The following is a 16,887-nucleotide window of genomic DNA, read 5'->3' as shown; positions in this document are numbered from 1 at the left end:
CTATTCTCTGACCTGGCCCTGGCCACGGACGATGTACTTGTAGCTGTTAAGTTCGTTTAAGCCCATTGGCCCCCGGGCGTGCATCTTCTGGGTGGAAATGCCCAGTTCGCAGCCCAGGCCGAATTCACCCCCGTCGGTAAAGCGGGTAGAAGCGTTGACGTAAACAGCGGCTGAGTCGACGGCTTGGGTAAAGCGGTCAGCGGCTGCTTGGTCTTCAGTCACGATGGCCTCGCTGTGGTGGGTTGAGTGTTTGGCGATGTGGTCAATCGCTTCTTCAATTCCGTCCACGACCTTGATAGCCATAATGTAGTCCAAAAATTCCGTGTCGAAGTCGTCCGGGCCAGCTGCTTTAGCTTCTGGCAAAAATTCCTTGGCTCTTTCGTCAGCCCGCATCTCAACCTTGCCGGCAAAAGCTGCAGCTAAACGGGGCAGGAAGTCAGCGGCAACTTCCTGGTCAACCAGGCAGACTTCAGCAGCGTTGCAGACTGATGGTCGGCTCATCTTGGCATTGGCCGTGATCTTGACTGCCTCGTCCAAATTAGCGGCCTTGTTGACATAGATATGGCAGATCCCGGTCCCGGTTTCAATTACCGGAACTTTGGCGTTGTCAACAACCGCTCTGATCAAGCCCCTGCCCCCGCGCGGGATCAAGAGGTCGATCTTGCCCCGGGCCGTCATCATTTCGGTGGAAGACTGCCGGCTGGTGTCTTGCACCAGTTCAATCACCTTTGGGGAGATCTTGCTTTTGGCTAAGCCCGCCTTTAAGGCCTGCATGATGGCGTTAGCAGAATTAAAAGCATCCTTGCCGGACCGCAAAAGGGCGGCATTGCCGGACTTAAGAGCCAGGGCCGCCACGTCAGAAGTGACGTTTGGCCGGCTTTCATAAATCATCCCGATCAAGCCAAAAGGCACGGACCGTTTTTCAATCTTAAGGCCATTGTCAGCCGTGTGCTCGCCTAAAAGGCGGCCCACTGGATCTGGCAGGTCGATCAAGGCCCGGATGCCGCTGGCCATGCCGGCTAAGCGGTCTGGGGTGAGGCGGAGCCGGTCCAGCATGACGTCAGGAATCTGCCCCTTGGCCTTTTCCAAGTCAAGCTGGTTGGCAGCAATGATCTCTGCTTCATGATCCAGCAGTCTGTCAGCCATCAAGGCCAAGGCTTCGTTCTTATCGGCAGTATTCGCCAGGTTGACAGCCGCCTTGTTTGCCAGCAGGCTGTCCATCAGTTGCTGAGTTGAGCTTTCAGTCATATTTTCTTTTTCCTTTCTCAAATCAAAGGGTGGTAACCCAGTCGTCACGGTGGATGAAGATGCCTTCAGGGTGCTTTTGCTCCAGAATTTCTTCAAGAACAGGCCGGGAGAATCGGGCCTTGCCCTTGCCAATCAGCTTCTTGCTCTTCAAGCTGTAGACTTCCACGATGTCATCTTTCTTAAAGTTGCCCTGGACCTGTTTGATCCCGGAAATAAGGAGGCTAGAGCCTTCCCTGGCCATGGCGTGGACGGCTCCGTGGTCGATGTAGACCCGGGCTTTGGCCGGAGCGTAGAAGGCCAGCCACTGCTTCTTCTGGTTGAAGGCATTTTCGTTGGCTGTAAAAAGGGTCCCCTGGTTCTTCTGGTGAACGGCGTCAACCAGGGCAGTGGAGTCTGCTGAACAGATGAAGACCGGGACGCCGGACTTGGTCGCCATGTCAGCGGCTTTGATCTTGGTGGCCATGCCGCCGGTTCCATTGCTGGACCCGGTCCCGCCGGCCATTGCAAAAATTTGCGGGGTAATCTCGTTGATGATCGGGATCGGCCGGGCATCAGGGTTCTTTCTGGGGTTGTCGCTGTACAGGCCAGACACATCTGTCAAAAGGACCAGGAGGTCAGCCTTTAAAAGGGAGGCTACCTGGGCTGACAGGGTGTCGTTGTCACCGACTTTCAGTTCATCGATGGCGATGGTGTCATTTTCGTTGATGATGGGGATGACCCGCCGGCTCAAAAGAACGTTCAAGGCTGTCTGGGCATTTTGGTAGCGGCGCTGGTCAGCGAAGTCGTCCTGGGTCAGGAGGATCTGGGCGGAAACCACGCCCTGGACCAAAAGGCTGCGGGTGTATTCCTCGATCAAGAGCCCCTGGCCGACAGCGGCCGCAGCCTGCTTGTCGGCCACCTTCCTGGGTCGTTTGTCAAAGCCGAGTCGGCGGAAGCCAGCCGCGATGGATCCTGAAGTTACCAGGACCAGCTTGTAGCCGGCCTGGTGCAGCTGGGCCAGCTGCCGGGTAATTTTTTTGATCTTCTCCGGATCCAGGTCGCCGGCCGGGCTGGTCAGCGAGGAGGTTCCTACTTTAAAAACGATCAGGTTATCTTTCATTAGTCAACTTCCTTAATAAAATTAGACTAGGTAAATCATAGCATCTTTTGCCCGTGGATAGAAAAAATTACAACAAAAAGGGCTAGCCGGTTAGGCTAGCCACTGTGGTCCTCTGTTTTATTTGCTGTACGCGGAGTCGTCATTGTATGACTTGGCCGTGATCTTTGGAATAATCAAAGAGAACAGCAGGCCAAATACGGCACCGACGATCAACAAGGTAACAGGGTTATACGTGCTCTGGGTCAGAGGGGCTCCGATGAAGCCGATGATGAAAGTAAAAATCATCCCCCAGACGATGCAAACAATGTAACGTCCCATAGTATCTTCCTTCTTTCGCTCTGCATTTTACCAGAATCGGCAAGCAAATTCAATTGGTGGAAAAAGGACTTTGCTATAATTAAAATAACTAGCAAAAAGCGAAAGGCAGGGCGAGCAAGGTGAACATAGCAGCATTGCAGACGATTTCGGCCAATACCATTCTAGCCAGCCCAATGAAAACGGCTGACCTGGTCCAGGGGGCAAAAGAGCGGGGTTATAGCGCCGTGGCACTGACGGACATCAATGTAACTTTTGGCCTGGCCGACTTTTACCAGGAAGCCGTAAAAGCAGGGATCAAGCCCCTTTTGGGCCTGCAGGGCCGCTTTAAGGGAATCGAATTGGAAGAAGCAGAATATGACCTGGTCTTTTTGGCTCAAAGTCAAAAAGGCTACCAGTCCTTGATGCGCTTGTCCAGCTTTTTAAATATCGCTTCTGGCGACCTTGCCGGCCCGGCGCCTAGCCTGGCTGACCTGCCCGAATTGTCTGACTTGACCGTGATCGTGCCGGCCGGGCTGACCAGCGAACTGCGCCAGCTTAATAAACTGAGGAACAGTGGTGAGGAATATGTTAAAAAGCTCCAGGCCTTTTTGCCAAAAGGCCTGCCCTTATACTTAGGCGTTTACCCGGCTGAATCCGCGGCCGCTTATGATGCCTATGTCAAAAAGCTGGCAGAAATTTCAGCCTTGCCCATCACGGTTGTTGAGGACGTCCGCTACTTAGACCCGGGCGACCAGTTTCTTTGCAAGGTCCTGCAGGCCATTAAGGAAAGACGGGTCCTGGATGAGCATGAACTGACCTTGATGGCGGAGGGGCAGGGGTCACATTGGCTGCGGCCCGCGCCTGTCCTGGAAGATGCCTGCCGGGAAATGGGCTTAGAAGAAGCTTTGGCCAACAGCGGCAAAATCGCGGCCAGCTGCCATGCTAAGATTCCTTTTAAGGAGCCACAGCTGCCGGTCTTTCCGCAAGCAACAGGACTTTCTTCCGACCAATATTTGGAAAAGCTGGCTTTTGCCGGCCTGGAAAAATTAGGCCTTAGGCAGGGAATTTACCACGCCCGCTTGCAAAAGGAACTGGCCGTCATCCAGCAGATGGGCTTTGCTGACTACTTTTTGATCGTCGGCGACATCGTCAATTACTGCCGGCAAAGAGGCGCCCTGGTCGGCCCGGGCCGGGGGTCAGCTGCCGGGTCCTTGGTAGCCTATGCTTTAGGCATTACCCAAATTGACCCCTTAAAATACGACCTGCTCTTTGAGCGCTTCTTAAACCCCGCCCGGGCCGACATGCCCGACATCGACCTGGACTTTACCACGAGCGGACGAAAGCTGGCTTTTGCTTACGTGCAGGAAAAATACGGTGCTAAAGCCCGCTTTGGCGAGGGCTCTGACCTGGTGGCCCGGATTTTGGCCTTGACGACCATGAAGGCCAAAAGCGTCCTTGAGCGGACCGGCCAGGTCTTTGGCTTAACCCTGCCGGCTATCGCCCGCCTCAAGCAGGCCATGGGGGCAGCCAAAACTTTGGCCGAAGCTGGCCAGCAGGCTGAATTTAAGGCCCTGGTCGCTGCCAGTCCCTTGACCCGCCTTCTTTATCAAACCGCCGCAAGGCTGGAAGGGCTGCCGGAAGACACGGGCACCCACGCTCCCGGCCTGGTCATCAGTGAAGAGCCCCTATCCAGGCAGATTGGCTTGATGACTGGGAAAGAAGCCCCTCTGTGGACGGTTGAGCAGACCAAAAAGTACGTTGAAAAGTATGGTCTCTTAAAGATCGACTTTCTGACCCTGGACAATTTGGAACTTTTGGAAGGCGTTTTAGCAGAGATTCAAAAGTCCAGCGGCCCCCTGGATTTGACCCGGCTGCCCCTGGATGATCCGGATACCTTGCGCCTTTTTGCCCGCGGGGAGACCCAGCAGATTTTCCAGTTTAATTCCAGCGGGATGCAGGAGGTCTTAAGAAAAATCCAACCCCGGACTTTTGACGACTTGTCCGTCGCCGTGGCCCTTTACCGGCCGGGCCCGATCGCCAGCATCCCCTTGTACGTCGCCCGGAAAAACGGGACCAGCCCGGTTCAGTATCCTGACCCCAGCTTAAAAGAAGTCCTGGGACCGACCTATGGTATTTTCGTCTACCAGGAGCAGGTCATGCAGACGGCCCGGATTTTCGCGGGCTTCAGCCTGGCGGAGGCTGACGTCTTCCGGAACGCGATTTCCAAAAAGCAGGCTGGCCTTTTAGCCGAAGAAAAGGGCAAGTTTGTCGCTGGCGCTGTCAGAAAGGGACACAGCCGGCAAGCCGCCGAGGCAGTCTACGCCTTAATCGAGCCTTTCGCCAACTACGGCTTCAACCACTCCCACGCCGTCGCCTATGCCCTTTTGGCCTACTGGCAGGCCTTCTTGTCCGTCCATTTCCCTAGGGAGTTCTACTTGGAAAAGCTCCGGGCCAGCCGGGGCAAGGAAAAAGGGGCCATCATCCGCCAGGCCAGAAAGGCCGGCGTTGAGATCCTGGGGCCCGACATCAACTTGAGCCAGGCAGAGGCCCGCTTGTTTGAAGGCCGGATCTACCTGGGCTTAAAGGACATTATGGGGATTACGCCGGCCTTTTTGGACCAGCTTCTGGCCCTAAAACGGCCAGTAACCAGCTTCCCGGCTTTTTTGCGGCAGCTGGATACCAAGGAGTTGAAAGAAAAGCAGCTGGTCCCCTTGATCGAAGCCGGCCTCTTTGACCAGGTCAGTCCCAACCGGGCCAGTCTTTTGGTCAACTGCGGCAACATGCTCAATACTGCCCGCTTGTCGCAAAAAAGCCTGGTCTTGCAGGACTTTTTAGCCGCCAAGGAAGAAAACGTGCCAATGCCGACGGCAGCAGAAAAGGTGGCTATGGAAGAAAGAGCCATGGGCTTTGCCGTAACGGCATCTCCCCTGGAAATTGCCGGCAAGGCCCTGGCCAAGCGTTATGGGGCCAAGCCTTTTGCTGGTCTTGCCTTAAACGAGACCGGGCAGGTGCTTGCCCAGTTCATTAAGAAAAACAACTGGCGGGTCAAGCGGGGAGCCCGGGCCGGTGAGTTAGGCAGCAACGCCGTCTTTAGCGACGGACAGACCAGCGAGAAGGTGACCATTTTTACCAGCCAGTACCGCCGCTTTGCCCAAATTCTGAAAGAAAACGCCGTCTACCTCCTGCAAGTTGACAAAAAAGAAGACCAAAAGGACAGCCGGGGCTACCAGCTGATCTTGCAGGATTTGCGCCTTTTGGACTTAAAGCAGCTCGAGCAGGCTGAAGAAGTCAAGCCGGTTACCGTCAAGCCTAAGGACCTGGCTCTTGAGCGTTATTTTGACCAGCACTACCGGACCAAGCGCTTAGGCGACTTCCAGGTTAAAGAAAGGGGCCTGGCACTGGCCAAGCTTTTGGCTGTCCGCTACCAGGAAGACAAGCGGGGACGGAAGATGGCGACTTTGATTCTGGCTGATTCTTCCGGCCGCTACAGGTGCTGGCTTTTTGCCGGGGAACTGGCCAAATTAACTTTGAATTTACAGGTAAATGACTACTACCTGCTCAAGCTGGAAGCTTTAGGCCAAAGAGAGAGCCTGGACTTCAAAATTTGGGACATGAAGCAGGTAAATTTGCGCTGAAAATGACTTGACCAATTTGCTTTTTTGAAAAAAATCTCTCCTAGTGAAATAAATAATAAACGCCAGGCTGGGATTTGTAAGCCCTAACAGGTCGAAAGTCTGAAAAAATCGAATTTAAACCAGATTTTACAAGACTTTATGCGGGAAAAATGTTATGATTTATTTGATGTGAGATATTACACAATTTAAATCATGATGAGGTGAATTCATGAAACGGATTGGTATTTTGACTAGCGGCGGTGACGCCCCTGGTATGAATGCAGCCGTAAGAGCCGTAACCAGAGTCGCGATCGCGAACGGTTTGGAAGTTTTCGGTATCAGATACGGTTTTGCAGGTTTGGTTGCGGGCGACATTTTCCCATTGGAAAGTGAAGACGTAGCCCACTTGATCAATGTTTCCGGTACCTTCCTCTACTCTGCGCGTTATCCTGAATTTGCAGAAGAAGAAGGACAGCTGGCTGGTATTGAACAATTGAAGAAGCACGGCATCGATGCTGTTGTCGTTATTGGTGGGGATGGTTCCTACCATGGCGCCCTGCAGCTGACCCGCCACGGCTTCAACTCAATTGGCCTGCCAGGCACGATCGACAACGACATCCCTTACACGGATGCCACGATCGGCTATGACACGGCCTGCATGACGGCAATGGACGCGATCGACAAGATCCGTGACACTGCTTCCAGCCACCACCGGGTCTTCATTGTCAACGTAATGGGCCGCAACTGTGGTGACATCGCTATGCGCGTCGGCGTAGCCTGCGGGGCGGACGCGATCGTCATTCCTGAAAGACCATATGATGTCGAAGAAATCGCCAACCGGCTCAAGCAAGCCCAGGAAAGCGGTAAGGACCACGGTGTGGTAGTCGTTGCTGAAGGCGTAATGACCGCTGACCAATTCATGGCTGAACTGAAGAAGCATGGTGACTTCGACGTCCGGGCCAATGTTTTGGGTCACATGCAGCGGGGCGGCACGCCAACTGTTTCTGACCGGGTGCTGGCTTCCAAGCTGGGCAGCGAGGCCGTTCACCTTCTTTTGGAAGGCAAGGGCGGCCTGGCTGTCGGCATTGAAAACGGCAAGGTTACTTCACACGACATCCTTGATTTATTTGATGAGTCTCACAAGGGTGACTATGACTTGTTAAAGCTCAACGCAGATTTATCAAGATAGTTATTTTTATAGTTTTTGATTTAGGGAGATTTTTTCAAGATGAAAAAAACAAAGATTGTTAGTACTTTAGGACCAGCTTCAAACGATATTGAAACTATTACCAAGTTAGCCGAAGCAGGCGCAAACGTATTCCGTTTCAACTTCTCACACGGCGACCACGAAGAACACTTGGCAAGAATGAACATGGTTCGTGAAGTTGAAAAGAAGACTGGCAAGCTTTTGGGCATCGCTTTGGACACCAAGGGTGCTGAAATCAGAACCACTGACCAAGAAGGCGGCAAGTTCACTATCAACACTGGTGACGAAATCCGCGTGTCAATGGACGCAACTAAGGCCGGCAACAAGGACATGATCCACGTTACCTACCCAGGTCTGTTCGACGACACTCACGTAGGCGGCACTGTATTGATCGACGACGGTGCTGTTGGTTTGACTATCAAGGCCAAGGACGAAGAAAAGCGCGAATTGATTTGTGAAGCTCAAAACACTGGTGTCATCGGCTCAAAGAAGGGTGTTAACGCTCCAGGTGTTGAAATCCGCCTCCCAGGGATTACTGAAAAGGACACTGACGACATCCGCTTTGGTTTGAAGCACGGTATTAACTTCATCTTTGCTTCTTTTGTACGTAAGGCTCAAGACGTTCTTGACATTCGCGCACTTTGCGAAGAAGCTAACGCACCATACGTTAAGATCTTCCCAAAGATTGAATCACAAGAAGGTATTGACAACATCGACGAAATCTTGCAAGTTTCAGATGGTTTGATGGTTGCCCGTGGTGACATGGGTGTTGAAATCCCATTCATCAACGTGCCATTTGTTCAAAAGACTTTGATCAAGAAGTGCAACGCTTTGGGCAAGCCAGTTATCACTGCTACTCAAATGCTGGACTCAATGCAAGAAAACCCACGTCCAACCCGTGCCGAAGTAACTGACGTTGCTAACGCCGTTCTTGACGGTACTGACGCAACTATGCTGTCAGGAGAATCAGCAAACGGTTTGTACCCAGTAGAATCAGTTCAAGCTATGCACGACATCAATGTTCGGACTGAAAAGGAAATGGACACCCGGAACACTCTGGCTCTGCAACGCTTTGAAGAATACAAGGGCTCAAACGTTACTGAAGCTATCGGCGAATCAGTTGTCCGCACTGCTCAAGAACTGGGCGTTAAGACTATCATCACTGCTACTAGCTCCGGCTACACAGCTCGTATGATCTCCAAGTACCGTCCAGACGCAACCATCGTTGCCTTGACTTTCGACGAAAAGATCCAACACTCATTGGGTATCGTTTGGGGCGTTGAACCAGTTTTGGCAAAGCGACCTTCAAACACTGACGAAATGTTCGAAGAAGCTGCCCGCGTAGCTAAGGAACACGGTTTCGTTAAGGATGGCGACCTGGTAATCATCGTTGCCGGCGTACCATTCGGCCAATCAGGTACTACTAACTTGATGAAGCTGCAAATCATCGGCAACCAACTTGCTCAAGGTTTGGGCGTAGGCACTGGCTCAGTTATCGGCAAGGCTGTTGTTGCGAACAGCGCTGAAGAAGCCAACAATAAGGTTCACGAAGGCGACATCCTGGTAGCTAAGACTACTGACAAGGACTACATGCCAGCTATCAAGAAGGCCAGCGGTATGATCGTTGAAGCTTCCGGCTTGACCAGCCACGCAGCTGTTGTCGGCGTATCACTCGGCATTCCAGTTGTTGTCGGTGCTGCTGACGCAACTTCAAAGATCGCTGACGGCTCAACTTTGACTGTTGACGCACGTCGCGGCGCAATTTACCAAGGTGAAGTTTCAAACCTGTAATCTAGGATTGCAAGTCTGACAACCACAGAAGAAAGAGTTCAATCAATCGATTGAGCTCTTTTTCTTTGCCAATTTTTTCTCTGCTTTCTTTAATGATTGCCTTGAATATAGCTAAGGCAGAAGAGGTATTTTAAACTGCTGAGCCGCTTTAAATCGTCTGCAAACTTAATCTACCCAAAAAGCATAGCCGACCTTAGAAGACTGATATGGGCTGTTTAACAGGGAGGAAAAAGCGCTTTGATGACCCAGATCTTGTTGGTCATGATGGTGGCTTCCCGGACGTCGTGGGTAACGAGCACTGTGGTGATGCCCTCTTCCTTGCAGACCTGGAGGATGAGCTCCTGCATCTTGGATCTGGTCAAGGCATCAAGGGCTCCGAGGGGGTTGTCCAAAAGCAGGAGCTGGGTAGAGGACAGGAGGACTCTGGCTAAAGCAGCTCTTTGTCGCTGCCCCCCGGACAGGGTGGCCGGGTAGGCGTCAGCGTATTTTTCCAGGCCCACCCGGGCTAAAAGGCGCTTGGCCTTGTCCGGGTCATTGCCGGTCATGAGCAGGTTGACCAGGACGGTCTTCCAAGGCAAAAGGCGATCATCTTGGAACATGACCTGGGCCTGCTGGTTGAGGCCGGATAATTTTTGTCCGTTCATGGTGATTTCCCCGGCTGTCGGTGCTTCCAGGCCGGCGATTAGGCGCAGGAGGGTGGACTGAAGTAGAACTGGCTGCCCTTGCTGATGGCTTCCAGCCAGCCGGTCAGCCACTTGTTCCAGCTAAAAGAGCCGCTGGTCAGCAAGAGAAAGGCCAAAAAGAGGCCGTTCCAGAAGAGGTAGGGAATACCGCTGCCGATATAGCGCTTTTTCCAGAAGACCGGCCAGTTTTGTTTTTCAGGCCGGCCCCAGTAGCCTAAAAAGAGAACCAGGCCGGTGATGAACATAAAGCCGAAGCGGGGAAAGTGCAGGATCAAGTGGGTTGATACTAAAAAGCGGCCGGCAGGGGTCGCCTTGTTGCCTAAAGCTGCGGCAAATGTGCTGGCCACGTGGTTGAGCACGACGCCGAACATAAAGAAGCAGCGCATCAGGTCAACTTCGTAAAGGTGTTTTTTCTTGGTCATGTAAGCCTCCTTTTCGTTGATTACCTAGATTAATTAAAGAACTTGGTCAAAACTTGCTTTAAAATAGAGAAAACTATGCGTGAATTGAAAAAAATCAGCGAATTGGCGGAAAAACTATTGTTAATTGCTTTATTTTCTTTCTTTGTTCCCGTATACTAGTGTTAGAATTATGTAAAGTTGGAGGCAGACTATGCTTGGAGAAATCCGGACCGGTAAAATCATTGACAGCAACGCTGAAGCCTATTTCGTGCAGATTGACGGCTTAACGTTCAAATTGAAGAAAGAAGAAATCACCCAGGAAGAGACGCCGGAAATTGGCGGGCAAATCACGGGATTTATTTATGATAACCAAAAACATGAACGGGAAATGACCCAGTTCCTGCCTTTTGCCCAGGCTGACCAATACGGCTGGGCCACGGTTACCAGGGTCCAGCGGGGGCTGGGGGTCTTTTTGGACATTGGCTTGCCTGATAAGGATATAGTTATGTCCCTGGACGACCTGCCACTTGACCCGGCCCGCTGGCCGCAAAAGGATGACCGCCTTTTGGTGCGGCTGGAAACTGATGACAAGGACCGGATCTGGGCCAAGGCCGCTGACGAAAACGTCTTTGACCAAATCGCTGTCCGTTTCCCCAACAACCTGGTCAACAAGAACCTGCTGGCCCGGGTATACTCCAGCAAGTCCCTGGGTTGCTTTGTTTTGACCAATGACTACTATTTGGGCTTCATCCATGAATCTCAAATGCAGCAGCCGCTGCGGCTGGGTGAGGAAGTCAAGGCCCGGGTAATCGGGGTCAGCCAGTATGGCCGCTTGAACATGAGCGTTTTGCCCCGGTCTTTTGAAAAAATTGACGATGACGCGGCTATGATCATGATGTCTTTGCGCCGCAAGGGCGACAAGACCCTGCCATTTAGCGACAAGAGCGAGGCCCAGGCCATCAAGGACTATTTCGGCATCTCCAAGTCTGCCTTTAAGCGGGCCTTAGGCAACTTGATCAAGCGGGGCCTGGTCAGCCAGGACAAGGAAGCCGGCACGATCAAGCTGATTAAGGATGAGGCGGATGAATAAGCTCGCTGAGCAGATAAACGATTATCTGCGCTACAGTCAGATTGAGCGGGGACTCAGTCCGAATACCATCGCGGCCTACCATCAGGATTTGCTGGAGTTTCTGGCCTTTGTCAAAGAAGAGCAGATGCCCGCTTGGCCGCTGGAAGCCGTGGAAATTGATGCTTTTTTAGCTAAAGAGCGGGACTTGGGCAAGGCTAACAGCTCTATCAGCCGGCTGGTGTCGACCCTGAGCCGCTTTTACCAGTGGCTGGTCCGCCAGCAGCTGATCGCCCTGGACCCCATGAGCCAGATTGATGCTCCCAAGCGGGAGAAGCGGATGCCCTTGGCTTTGACTGAGGCTGAAGTGGGCAAGCTCTTAGACCAGCCAGATCTGACTACGGATTTAGGAATCCGCGACCGGGCCCTTGTGGAACTGCTTTACGCGACGGGGATGCGGGTCAGCGAAGCGGTCAACTTGCAATTAGCCGATGTCCATGCCGACCTGCAGCTGATCAAAGTCCTGGGCAAGGGGAATAAGGAACGGCTTATTCCGGTGAGCGCCCTGGCCTTAGACTGGATTAAGCGTTATCTGCCTGTCAGGGACCAGCAGCTTTTAAAGCGGGGCAAGAGCAGCGACTACCTGTTCTTAAACAGCCGGGGCGGGCAATTGACCCGGCAGGCTGTCTGGCAGAAGATCAAGAAGTACTGCCAGCAGGCCGGCATTGCTAAGGATGTGACTCCCCACACCCTCCGCCACAGCTTCGCGACCCATTTGCTGGAGCATGGGGCGGATTTGCGGGTGGTGCAGGAAATCCTGGGCCATACAGACATTTCCACGACCCAAATCTATACTAATCTGACCCAGAAGCATATCCTGGACGTCTACCAAAAGACCCATCCCCGCATTTAGAGGTGATCATATGCTAGTACCATATAAGAAAGATTATGAAAAAGTCGCCATGGGTCTCTTGTCCTATCTGCCGGATTTCAAGAACCTGCAGAATTTGAAGGAAGAGATGCAGCTCTACGCTGAAGACCCGGCCCACCAGCTCTACCTTTACCGGGACGAGAACCAAAACATCGTCGGCCTGGCGGGCTGCGAGACCGGGGTCGGCTGCCTGGTCCTGCGCTATTTGTCTTTAGCACCGGGTTTCCGGGACGATGAGCATTTTTCGGAAATCATGCGGGAACTGGCCCAGGAAGCTGGCAAGCAGAAAGTAATGACGGTTCCGGAATATACCTATTTGATGAAGTACTTGAACAATGATGAATGAGGGCATGACCATTGAGCTACCGAATTTTGAAGGCCCCCTGGACCTTTTGCTCCACCTGATTCGGTCGCAGGAATTAGACATCTATGACATCCCGATCGCCCGGATTACCCAGCAGTACTTGGACTACCTCCAGCAGATGCAGCGGCTGAACCTGCAACTAGCCGGGGAATATTTCGTGATGGCGGCAACCTTGCTGCGGATCAAGTCCCAGTATCTGCTGCCGAAAAACGACTTTGTCGAGACAGAAGAAGAATTTGCCGACCCCCGGGAAGAACTGGTTGAGCAACTGGTTCAGTATTCCGTCTTTAAAAAGATTTCGGCCTACTTCAAGGTCAGAAATGACGAGGTACCAGTTTTGGCCGCCAAGGAGCCCAGCGTGGCTGTAGGGGCCAAGGTTCAGCCCCTGCCTTTAGGGCAAATAAGCCAGCAGGACCTCACGGCCAGCTTTATTTTGGCTATGCGCCGCTTTAAGAAAAGGAACGACCATGCCCAGGTGACCTTGACCGGCCGGCCGATCCAGGAAATGATTGCCTGGCTAAAGGAAGTTTTAGAGCGGCAGGGCCGGGTCAGCTTTTTTGCCTTGACTGACCAGGTGGAAAGCCTGGCCGACCTAGTTGGCCTTTTTTTGGCAATTTTGGAACTGGCCAAGGACCAGTACTTGAAAGTTAGGCAAAAGCGCCGCTTTGGCGACTTGGAAATAGAAAGGAGCAAGCATGACGAGTAAAATAGCCCAGCTGCAAGCCCTCCTTTATGTGGCCGGCGACGGCGGGATCAAGAAAGAGCAGCTGCGGGACCTGCTGCAGCTGGCGGACCCGGAAATTGAGAGTCTGGCCAAAAGGCTGCAGGAAAAACTGGCCAGTGATCCGGACTGCGGCCTGCAGCTTTTGGAAATCAACGACGAATATAAATTAACGACCAGCGGGGAAGTCAGCGACCTGGTGGAAGCCTATTTCAATAAGGACCTGACCAAGAATATCAGCCAGTCAGCCTTGGAAATTCTGGCGATCGTGGCCTACCGGCAGCCGATTACCAGAATTGAGATCGATGAAATCCGGGGGGTCAACTCTTCTGGTGCCCTGCAGACCCTGGTTTGGCGGGGCCTGGTCAAGGCCCAGGGGGTTAAGGACGCCCCGGGCCACCCCAAGCTGTACGTGACGACCGATTATTTCCTCCAGTACTTTGGCTACAAGTCCCTGGCGGATCTGCCGGTAATTGAGAATTTTGAAGACAGCAGCTTTGATGCCGACGGCCAGGTAGACCTGTTTGCCGAAAACGGCACGGCTGATAAAGCATTGCAGAAGATGGAGGATTTATAATGGCGGAAGAACGTTTGCAAAAAGTGATCGCCCAGGCGGGGATCGCTTCCAGAAGAGAAGCGGAAAAAATGATCCTGGCCGGCCGGGTCAGAGTCGACGGGCAAGTGGTAACCAAGCTGGGGACCAAGGTCAGCTCGATTGAACAAGTTGTTGTTGACAACCAGCCGATTGAAAGAGAAAGCCACCATACTTATCTCTTTTACAAACCCCGGGGCGTGATCTCCGCGGTTAAGGATAACAAGGGCCGCAAGACGGTGGCAGACTACTTTACAGATTTGCCATACCGCCTTTACCCGGTTGGCCGCTTGGACTACGACACTTCCGGCCTGCTCTTGATGACCAATGACGGGGAACTGGCCAACCTGCTCATGCACCCGAGAAACGAAGTTGACAAGGTCTACGTGGCTAAGATCAAGGGCATTCTGCAGCCAGATGAAATCAAGGCCTTGAAGAAGGGGGTCCAGATCGGCCGCTACAAGACCAAGCCGGCCCGAGTCAAGGTTTTGAAGACCAATCCCCGGGCCCAGACCCAGATCGTCCAGCTGACCATCCATGAAGGCCACTACCACCAGGTCAAGGAAATGTTTAAAGCTGTTAATCACCTGGTTGACAAATTGTCCAGAGAACGCTACTCCTTCCTGGACTTGCAAGGCCTTACATCCGGACAGTACCGGGAATTAAACCACAAAGAAGTTGACAGACTCAAGCAAGTGGATTAGAATGTAAACGTAATCAAAAAATACAAGTTGTCTTCGGGGCAGGGTGAAAATCCCGACCGGCGGTGCAAGTCCGCGAGCCACGCGAGTGGTTGAATGCTGTAAAGCTACCGATAGTTATAGTCTAGATGGAAGAAGGCAGACGCTGGAATAATAAGCATGCTTACTAAGAAAGGTCTGTTGCTCTTCGAGGCAACGGACTTTTTTAATGGAGGTATGTTAATATGGAAGCTACTAACAAACGGACAGATAAATCAGTCAGCAACTGGCTCGCTTATGCCATGATCGGGGCCATCGCCTTTGTGGTTATGAAGTTTGAATTCCCGATCATGCCGGGTGTCAGCTTTTTGAAGATGGACTTCTCAGACGTCATCGTGGTCATTACCACCTTTATCTTCGGCATCGGCGGCGGGGTGGCCGTAGCCGCGATCAAGTGCCTCTTGTCCTTGATCTTTGCCGGCTTTGCCCTCCCGTCACTGGTCGGTGAACTGGCTGCCTTCCTGGCTTCAATGGCCTTTGCCCTGCCGTTTTACTTCCTGGCTGGCTCAGTCAAGGAAGAAGACAGAAAGAGCCTGAAGGGCTACCTGCTGCCGGCCCTGGGCCTGCTTTTGGGCGTTTTGTCATTGACGGTGGTCATGGCTTTGACCAACCAGTTCCTCTTGACTCCGGTTTACGCCTACACTTCAGTGCCGCAGGCAGCGGGGATGCACATGAGCTACGCTCAGCTGCTCACTTTTACTGAACAGACTTACCTGGGCAAGATGCTGCACATTCCAAGCATGTCCAGCTACATCATGGGCATCATCGTCCCATTCAACTTGATCAAGGGGGCCATCAACTCAGTTGTGGTCTACATCCTCTTTGAATCTGTCTTAAAGACGATCAAGCCATTCGTGATCAAGCACTTCAGCGTTTCCAGCAAGTACTAATGCGAAAAGACAAATAAAATATTAGATGAGGCTTTCCTTAAGGAAGGCCTTTTCTTTTCAATTAGCACCTGGTTTTATGTTAAAATGTAAGCTTAAAGGGGGGAAGCTAGATGGATCAAAATGCCCAAAAGCCCTTGTCACGTCTGGCCCGCCAGCAAGCGGTCAGAGAAGAGCGCAAGAACAAGCAGGCGTCGTGGTGGACGGCCCTCTTGATCGCGGTTATGATGGCCTTGGCAGCCGTGCCGCTGATCACCAGTCAAAACAGTGACTACGCCGTTCCGCAAGCAAAGAAAGAGCAGGCCAAGCCCAAGCCGGCCGCTGAAAAGACTAGCAAGGCCAAGCCTGCTCCCAAGGTCAAGACTTACGTGGTCAAGGCTGGCGACAGCTGGGCCGCGATCGCCCAGAAGTACGGCATAAGCGCCGAAGAGCTGGCTGAGCAAAATGGTCTGGATACCAGCTCAACCCTGGCAGTTGGTCAGAAACTGAAGATCAAGCAAGCCAAATAGCTGAATTTATTGGAAAGGATTGAAGCGATACGAGTCGCTTCATTTTGATGTTATGCAAGTAGCAATTGATGGACCTGCTTCAGCAGGTAAGAGCACGGTGGCCAAGATTGTGGCCAATAAGCTGTCATTCGTTTATATCGACACGGGTGCTATGTACCGGGCATGTACTTTTATCGCCCGCAAGCACGGCCTGGACTATGGGGATGAAGCCGGGATTTTAAAGGCGATCGACGAAGACGGCATCGTTTTAGAGCCCGGCGAAAGCGGCCAGAAGGTTCTGGTAGCCGGGGAAGACGTGTCTTTGGAAATCCGGACCCCGGAAATCACAGCTAATGTCTCCCAGGTCTCAGCCCTGCCGGGGGTCAGAAGCAAGATGGTTGACTTGCAAAGAAAACTTGCCGGATCAACCAACGTGATCATGGACGGCCGCGACATCGGGACCACGGTTTTGCCTGAGGCTGAAGTCAAGATCTTCCTGGTTGCCAGCGCCCGGTCTAGAGCAGAAAGACGGCTTTTGGACTGGCAGAAAAAGGGGATTGAGGCCAAGCAGACGGTTGAGGAAATCGAAGCTGATATCGCCAAGCGGGACTACCTTGACTCCCACCGTGAAGTTTCACCTTTGAAGAAGGCAGCGGATGCAATCGAAATCGATTCAACTAATTTAACGATTGACCAGGTTGTTGCCGCTATCTTGGCCGAAATTGCTAAAAAAACAAATACCAGCAAGTAAATTCAAA

At 52.5% G+C, this 16,887-nt stretch carries 17 protein-coding genes and 1 riboswitch; of the genes, 12 read left to right on the top strand and 5 right to left on the bottom strand.

The window, feature by feature from the left end; translation table 11 throughout:
* The 3 genes from DS743_RS07000 to DS743_RS06990 all read right to left on the bottom strand — a co-directional run bounded on the left by DS743_RS07000 (nt 1) and on the right by DS743_RS06990 (nt 2,665).
* The gene (locus DS743_RS07000; protein ID WP_035185454.1) at nt 1-1,248 is read right to left on the bottom strand and encodes a glutamate-5-semialdehyde dehydrogenase; all 1,248 of its coding nucleotides are present in this window, start codon (nt 1,246-1,248) and stop codon (nt 1-3) included.
* A 22-nt stretch (nt 1,249-1,270) separates the two neighbouring features.
* On the bottom strand, nt 1,271-2,347 hold the full coding sequence (gene proB / locus DS743_RS06995) for a glutamate 5-kinase (protein WP_072544212.1): 1,077 nt from the start codon (nt 2,345-2,347) through the stop codon (nt 1,271-1,273).
* 117 nt (nt 2,348-2,464) lie between these two features.
* Nucleotides 2,465-2,665 carry a YjzD family protein gene (locus tag DS743_RS06990; protein ID WP_003617612.1) on the bottom strand — a complete coding sequence of 67 codons (201 nt, stop codon included), beginning with the start codon at nt 2,663-2,665 and terminating at the stop codon, nt 2,465-2,467.
* Between the two features lie 119 nt (nt 2,666-2,784).
* On the opposite strand from DS743_RS06990, the gene dnaE reads away from it, so the two are divergent.
* The 3 genes from dnaE to pyk all read left to right on the top strand — a co-directional run bounded on the left by dnaE (nt 2,785) and on the right by pyk (nt 9,256).
* Entirely contained in the window at nt 2,785-6,279 is a 3,495-nt protein-coding gene (gene dnaE / locus DS743_RS06985; protein WP_035185450.1) for a DNA polymerase III subunit alpha, read from the top strand.
* A 208-nt stretch (nt 6,280-6,487) separates the two neighbouring features.
* Nucleotides 6,488-7,447 (top strand): 6-phosphofructokinase, encoded by a 960-nt coding sequence (pfkA, locus tag DS743_RS06980; protein WP_002877605.1) that lies wholly within the window; start codon nt 6,488-6,490, stop codon nt 7,445-7,447.
* A gap of 39 nt (nt 7,448-7,486) precedes the next feature.
* Nucleotides 7,487-9,256, top strand: coding sequence for a pyruvate kinase (gene pyk / locus DS743_RS06975; RefSeq protein WP_035185448.1), 1,770 nt, complete (start codon nt 7,487-7,489; stop codon nt 9,254-9,256).
* Between the two features lie 215 nt (nt 9,257-9,471).
* Here pyk and DS743_RS06970 read toward each other — a convergent pair whose 3' ends face one another.
* Nucleotides 9,472-10,011 carry an ATP-binding cassette domain-containing protein gene (locus DS743_RS06970; RefSeq protein ID WP_231128323.1) on the bottom strand — a complete coding sequence of 180 codons (540 nt, stop codon included), beginning with the start codon at nt 10,009-10,011 and terminating at the stop codon, nt 9,472-9,474.
* Nucleotides 9,939-10,361, bottom strand: coding sequence for an acyltransferase family protein (locus tag DS743_RS06965; protein ID WP_003617623.1), 423 nt, complete (start codon nt 10,359-10,361; stop codon nt 9,939-9,941). The genes DS743_RS06970 and DS743_RS06965 overlap by 73 nt, the downstream gene beginning before the upstream one ends.
* 190 nt (nt 10,362-10,551) lie before the next feature.
* Between DS743_RS06965 and DS743_RS06960 the strand changes: the two genes are divergently transcribed.
* The 9 genes from DS743_RS06960 (at nt 10,552) to cmk (ending at nt 16,880) form a co-directional block, all read left to right on the top strand.
* On the top strand, nt 10,552-11,430 hold the full coding sequence (locus DS743_RS06960; RefSeq protein ID WP_035185446.1) for a CvfB family protein: 879 nt from the start codon (nt 10,552-10,554) through the stop codon (nt 11,428-11,430).
* Nucleotides 11,423-12,319, top strand: coding sequence for a site-specific tyrosine recombinase XerD (xerD, locus tag DS743_RS06955; protein WP_080730918.1), 897 nt, complete (start codon nt 11,423-11,425; stop codon nt 12,317-12,319). Before DS743_RS06960 ends, xerD begins: the two co-directional genes overlap by 8 nt.
* Before the next feature lie 10 nt (nt 12,320-12,329).
* Nucleotides 12,330-12,683, top strand: a complete 354-nt coding sequence (locus DS743_RS06950) for a hypothetical protein (protein ID WP_035185442.1) — start codon at nt 12,330-12,332, stop codon at nt 12,681-12,683.
* The gene (locus DS743_RS06945; RefSeq protein WP_035185440.1) at nt 12,673-13,407 is read left to right on the top strand and encodes a segregation and condensation protein A; all 735 of its coding nucleotides are present in this window, start codon (nt 12,673-12,675) and stop codon (nt 13,405-13,407) included. Before DS743_RS06950 ends, DS743_RS06945 begins: the two co-directional genes overlap by 11 nt.
* Entirely contained in the window at nt 13,397-13,999 is a 603-nt protein-coding gene (gene scpB / locus DS743_RS06940; RefSeq protein WP_013439396.1) for an SMC-Scp complex subunit ScpB, read from the top strand. The genes DS743_RS06945 and scpB overlap by 11 nt, the downstream gene beginning before the upstream one ends.
* Nucleotides 13,999-14,718 (top strand): pseudouridine synthase, encoded by a 720-nt coding sequence (locus tag DS743_RS06935; RefSeq protein WP_002877577.1) that lies wholly within the window; start codon nt 13,999-14,001, stop codon nt 14,716-14,718. The genes scpB and DS743_RS06935 overlap by 1 nt, the downstream gene beginning before the upstream one ends.
* A gap of 25 nt (nt 14,719-14,743) precedes the next feature.
* A riboswitch (FMN riboswitch) is annotated at nt 14,744-14,859 on the top strand.
* 80 nt (nt 14,860-14,939) lie between these two features.
* Nucleotides 14,940-15,644 (top strand): ECF transporter S component, encoded by a 705-nt coding sequence (locus DS743_RS06930; protein WP_035185438.1) that lies wholly within the window; start codon nt 14,940-14,942, stop codon nt 15,642-15,644.
* 110 nt (nt 15,645-15,754) lie between these two features.
* A complete protein-coding gene (locus DS743_RS06925; RefSeq protein WP_035185436.1) occupies nt 15,755-16,150 on the top strand; it encodes a LysM peptidoglycan-binding domain-containing protein in 396 nt (131 codons plus the stop codon).
* Between the two features lie 52 nt (nt 16,151-16,202).
* A complete protein-coding gene (gene cmk / locus DS743_RS06920) occupies nt 16,203-16,880 on the top strand; it encodes a (d)CMP kinase (RefSeq protein ID WP_035185434.1) in 678 nt (225 codons plus the stop codon).
* The last annotated feature ends 7 nt before the right edge of the window (nt 16,881-16,887 follow it).

The sequence above is a fragment of the Lactobacillus leichmannii genome (genome assembly GCF_024701915.1).
Taxonomy (GTDB): domain Bacteria; phylum Bacillota; class Bacilli; order Lactobacillales; family Lactobacillaceae; genus Lactobacillus; species Lactobacillus delbrueckii.
The sequence above is the reverse complement of the archived record's forward strand: the minus strand, read 5'-3'. Positions and strand labels throughout refer to the sequence as shown.

Excerpts from the sequence above, each read along its gene's own strand:
- cmk (WP_035185434.1), top strand. The coding sequence starts at position 16,203 with ATGCAAGTAGCAATTGATGGACCTGCTTCAGCAGGTAAGAGCACGGTG.
- pfkA (WP_002877605.1), top strand. The coding sequence starts at position 6,488 with ATGAAACGGATTGGTATTTTGACTAGCGGCGGTGACGCCCCTGGTATG.
- proB (WP_072544212.1), bottom strand. The coding sequence starts at position 2,347 with ATGAAAGATAACCTGATCGTTTTTAAAGTAGGAACCTCCTCGCTGACC.
- DS743_RS06965 (WP_003617623.1), bottom strand. The coding sequence starts at position 10,361 with ATGACCAAGAAAAAACACCTTTACGAAGTTGACCTGATGCGCTGCTTC.
- DS743_RS06935 (WP_002877577.1), top strand. The coding sequence starts at position 13,999 with ATGGCGGAAGAACGTTTGCAAAAAGTGATCGCCCAGGCGGGGATCGCT.
- DS743_RS06950 (WP_035185442.1), top strand. The coding sequence starts at position 12,330 with ATGCTAGTACCATATAAGAAAGATTATGAAAAAGTCGCCATGGGTCTC.
- DS743_RS06990 (WP_003617612.1), bottom strand. The coding sequence starts at position 2,665 with ATGGGACGTTACATTGTTTGCATCGTCTGGGGGATGATTTTTACTTTC.
- pyk (WP_035185448.1), top strand. The coding sequence starts at position 7,487 with ATGAAAAAAACAAAGATTGTTAGTACTTTAGGACCAGCTTCAAACGAT.
- DS743_RS06925 (WP_035185436.1), top strand. The coding sequence starts at position 15,755 with ATGGATCAAAATGCCCAAAAGCCCTTGTCACGTCTGGCCCGCCAGCAA.
- scpB (WP_013439396.1), top strand. The coding sequence starts at position 13,397 with ATGACGAGTAAAATAGCCCAGCTGCAAGCCCTCCTTTATGTGGCCGGC.
- DS743_RS06930 (WP_035185438.1), top strand. The coding sequence starts at position 14,940 with ATGGAAGCTACTAACAAACGGACAGATAAATCAGTCAGCAACTGGCTC.
- xerD (WP_080730918.1), top strand. The coding sequence starts at position 11,423 with ATGAATAAGCTCGCTGAGCAGATAAACGATTATCTGCGCTACAGTCAG.
- DS743_RS06960 (WP_035185446.1), top strand. The coding sequence starts at position 10,552 with ATGCTTGGAGAAATCCGGACCGGTAAAATCATTGACAGCAACGCTGAA.
- DS743_RS06945 (WP_035185440.1), top strand. The coding sequence starts at position 12,673 with ATGATGAATGAGGGCATGACCATTGAGCTACCGAATTTTGAAGGCCCC.
- DS743_RS07000 (WP_035185454.1), bottom strand. The coding sequence starts at position 1,248 with ATGACTGAAAGCTCAACTCAGCAACTGATGGACAGCCTGCTGGCAAAC.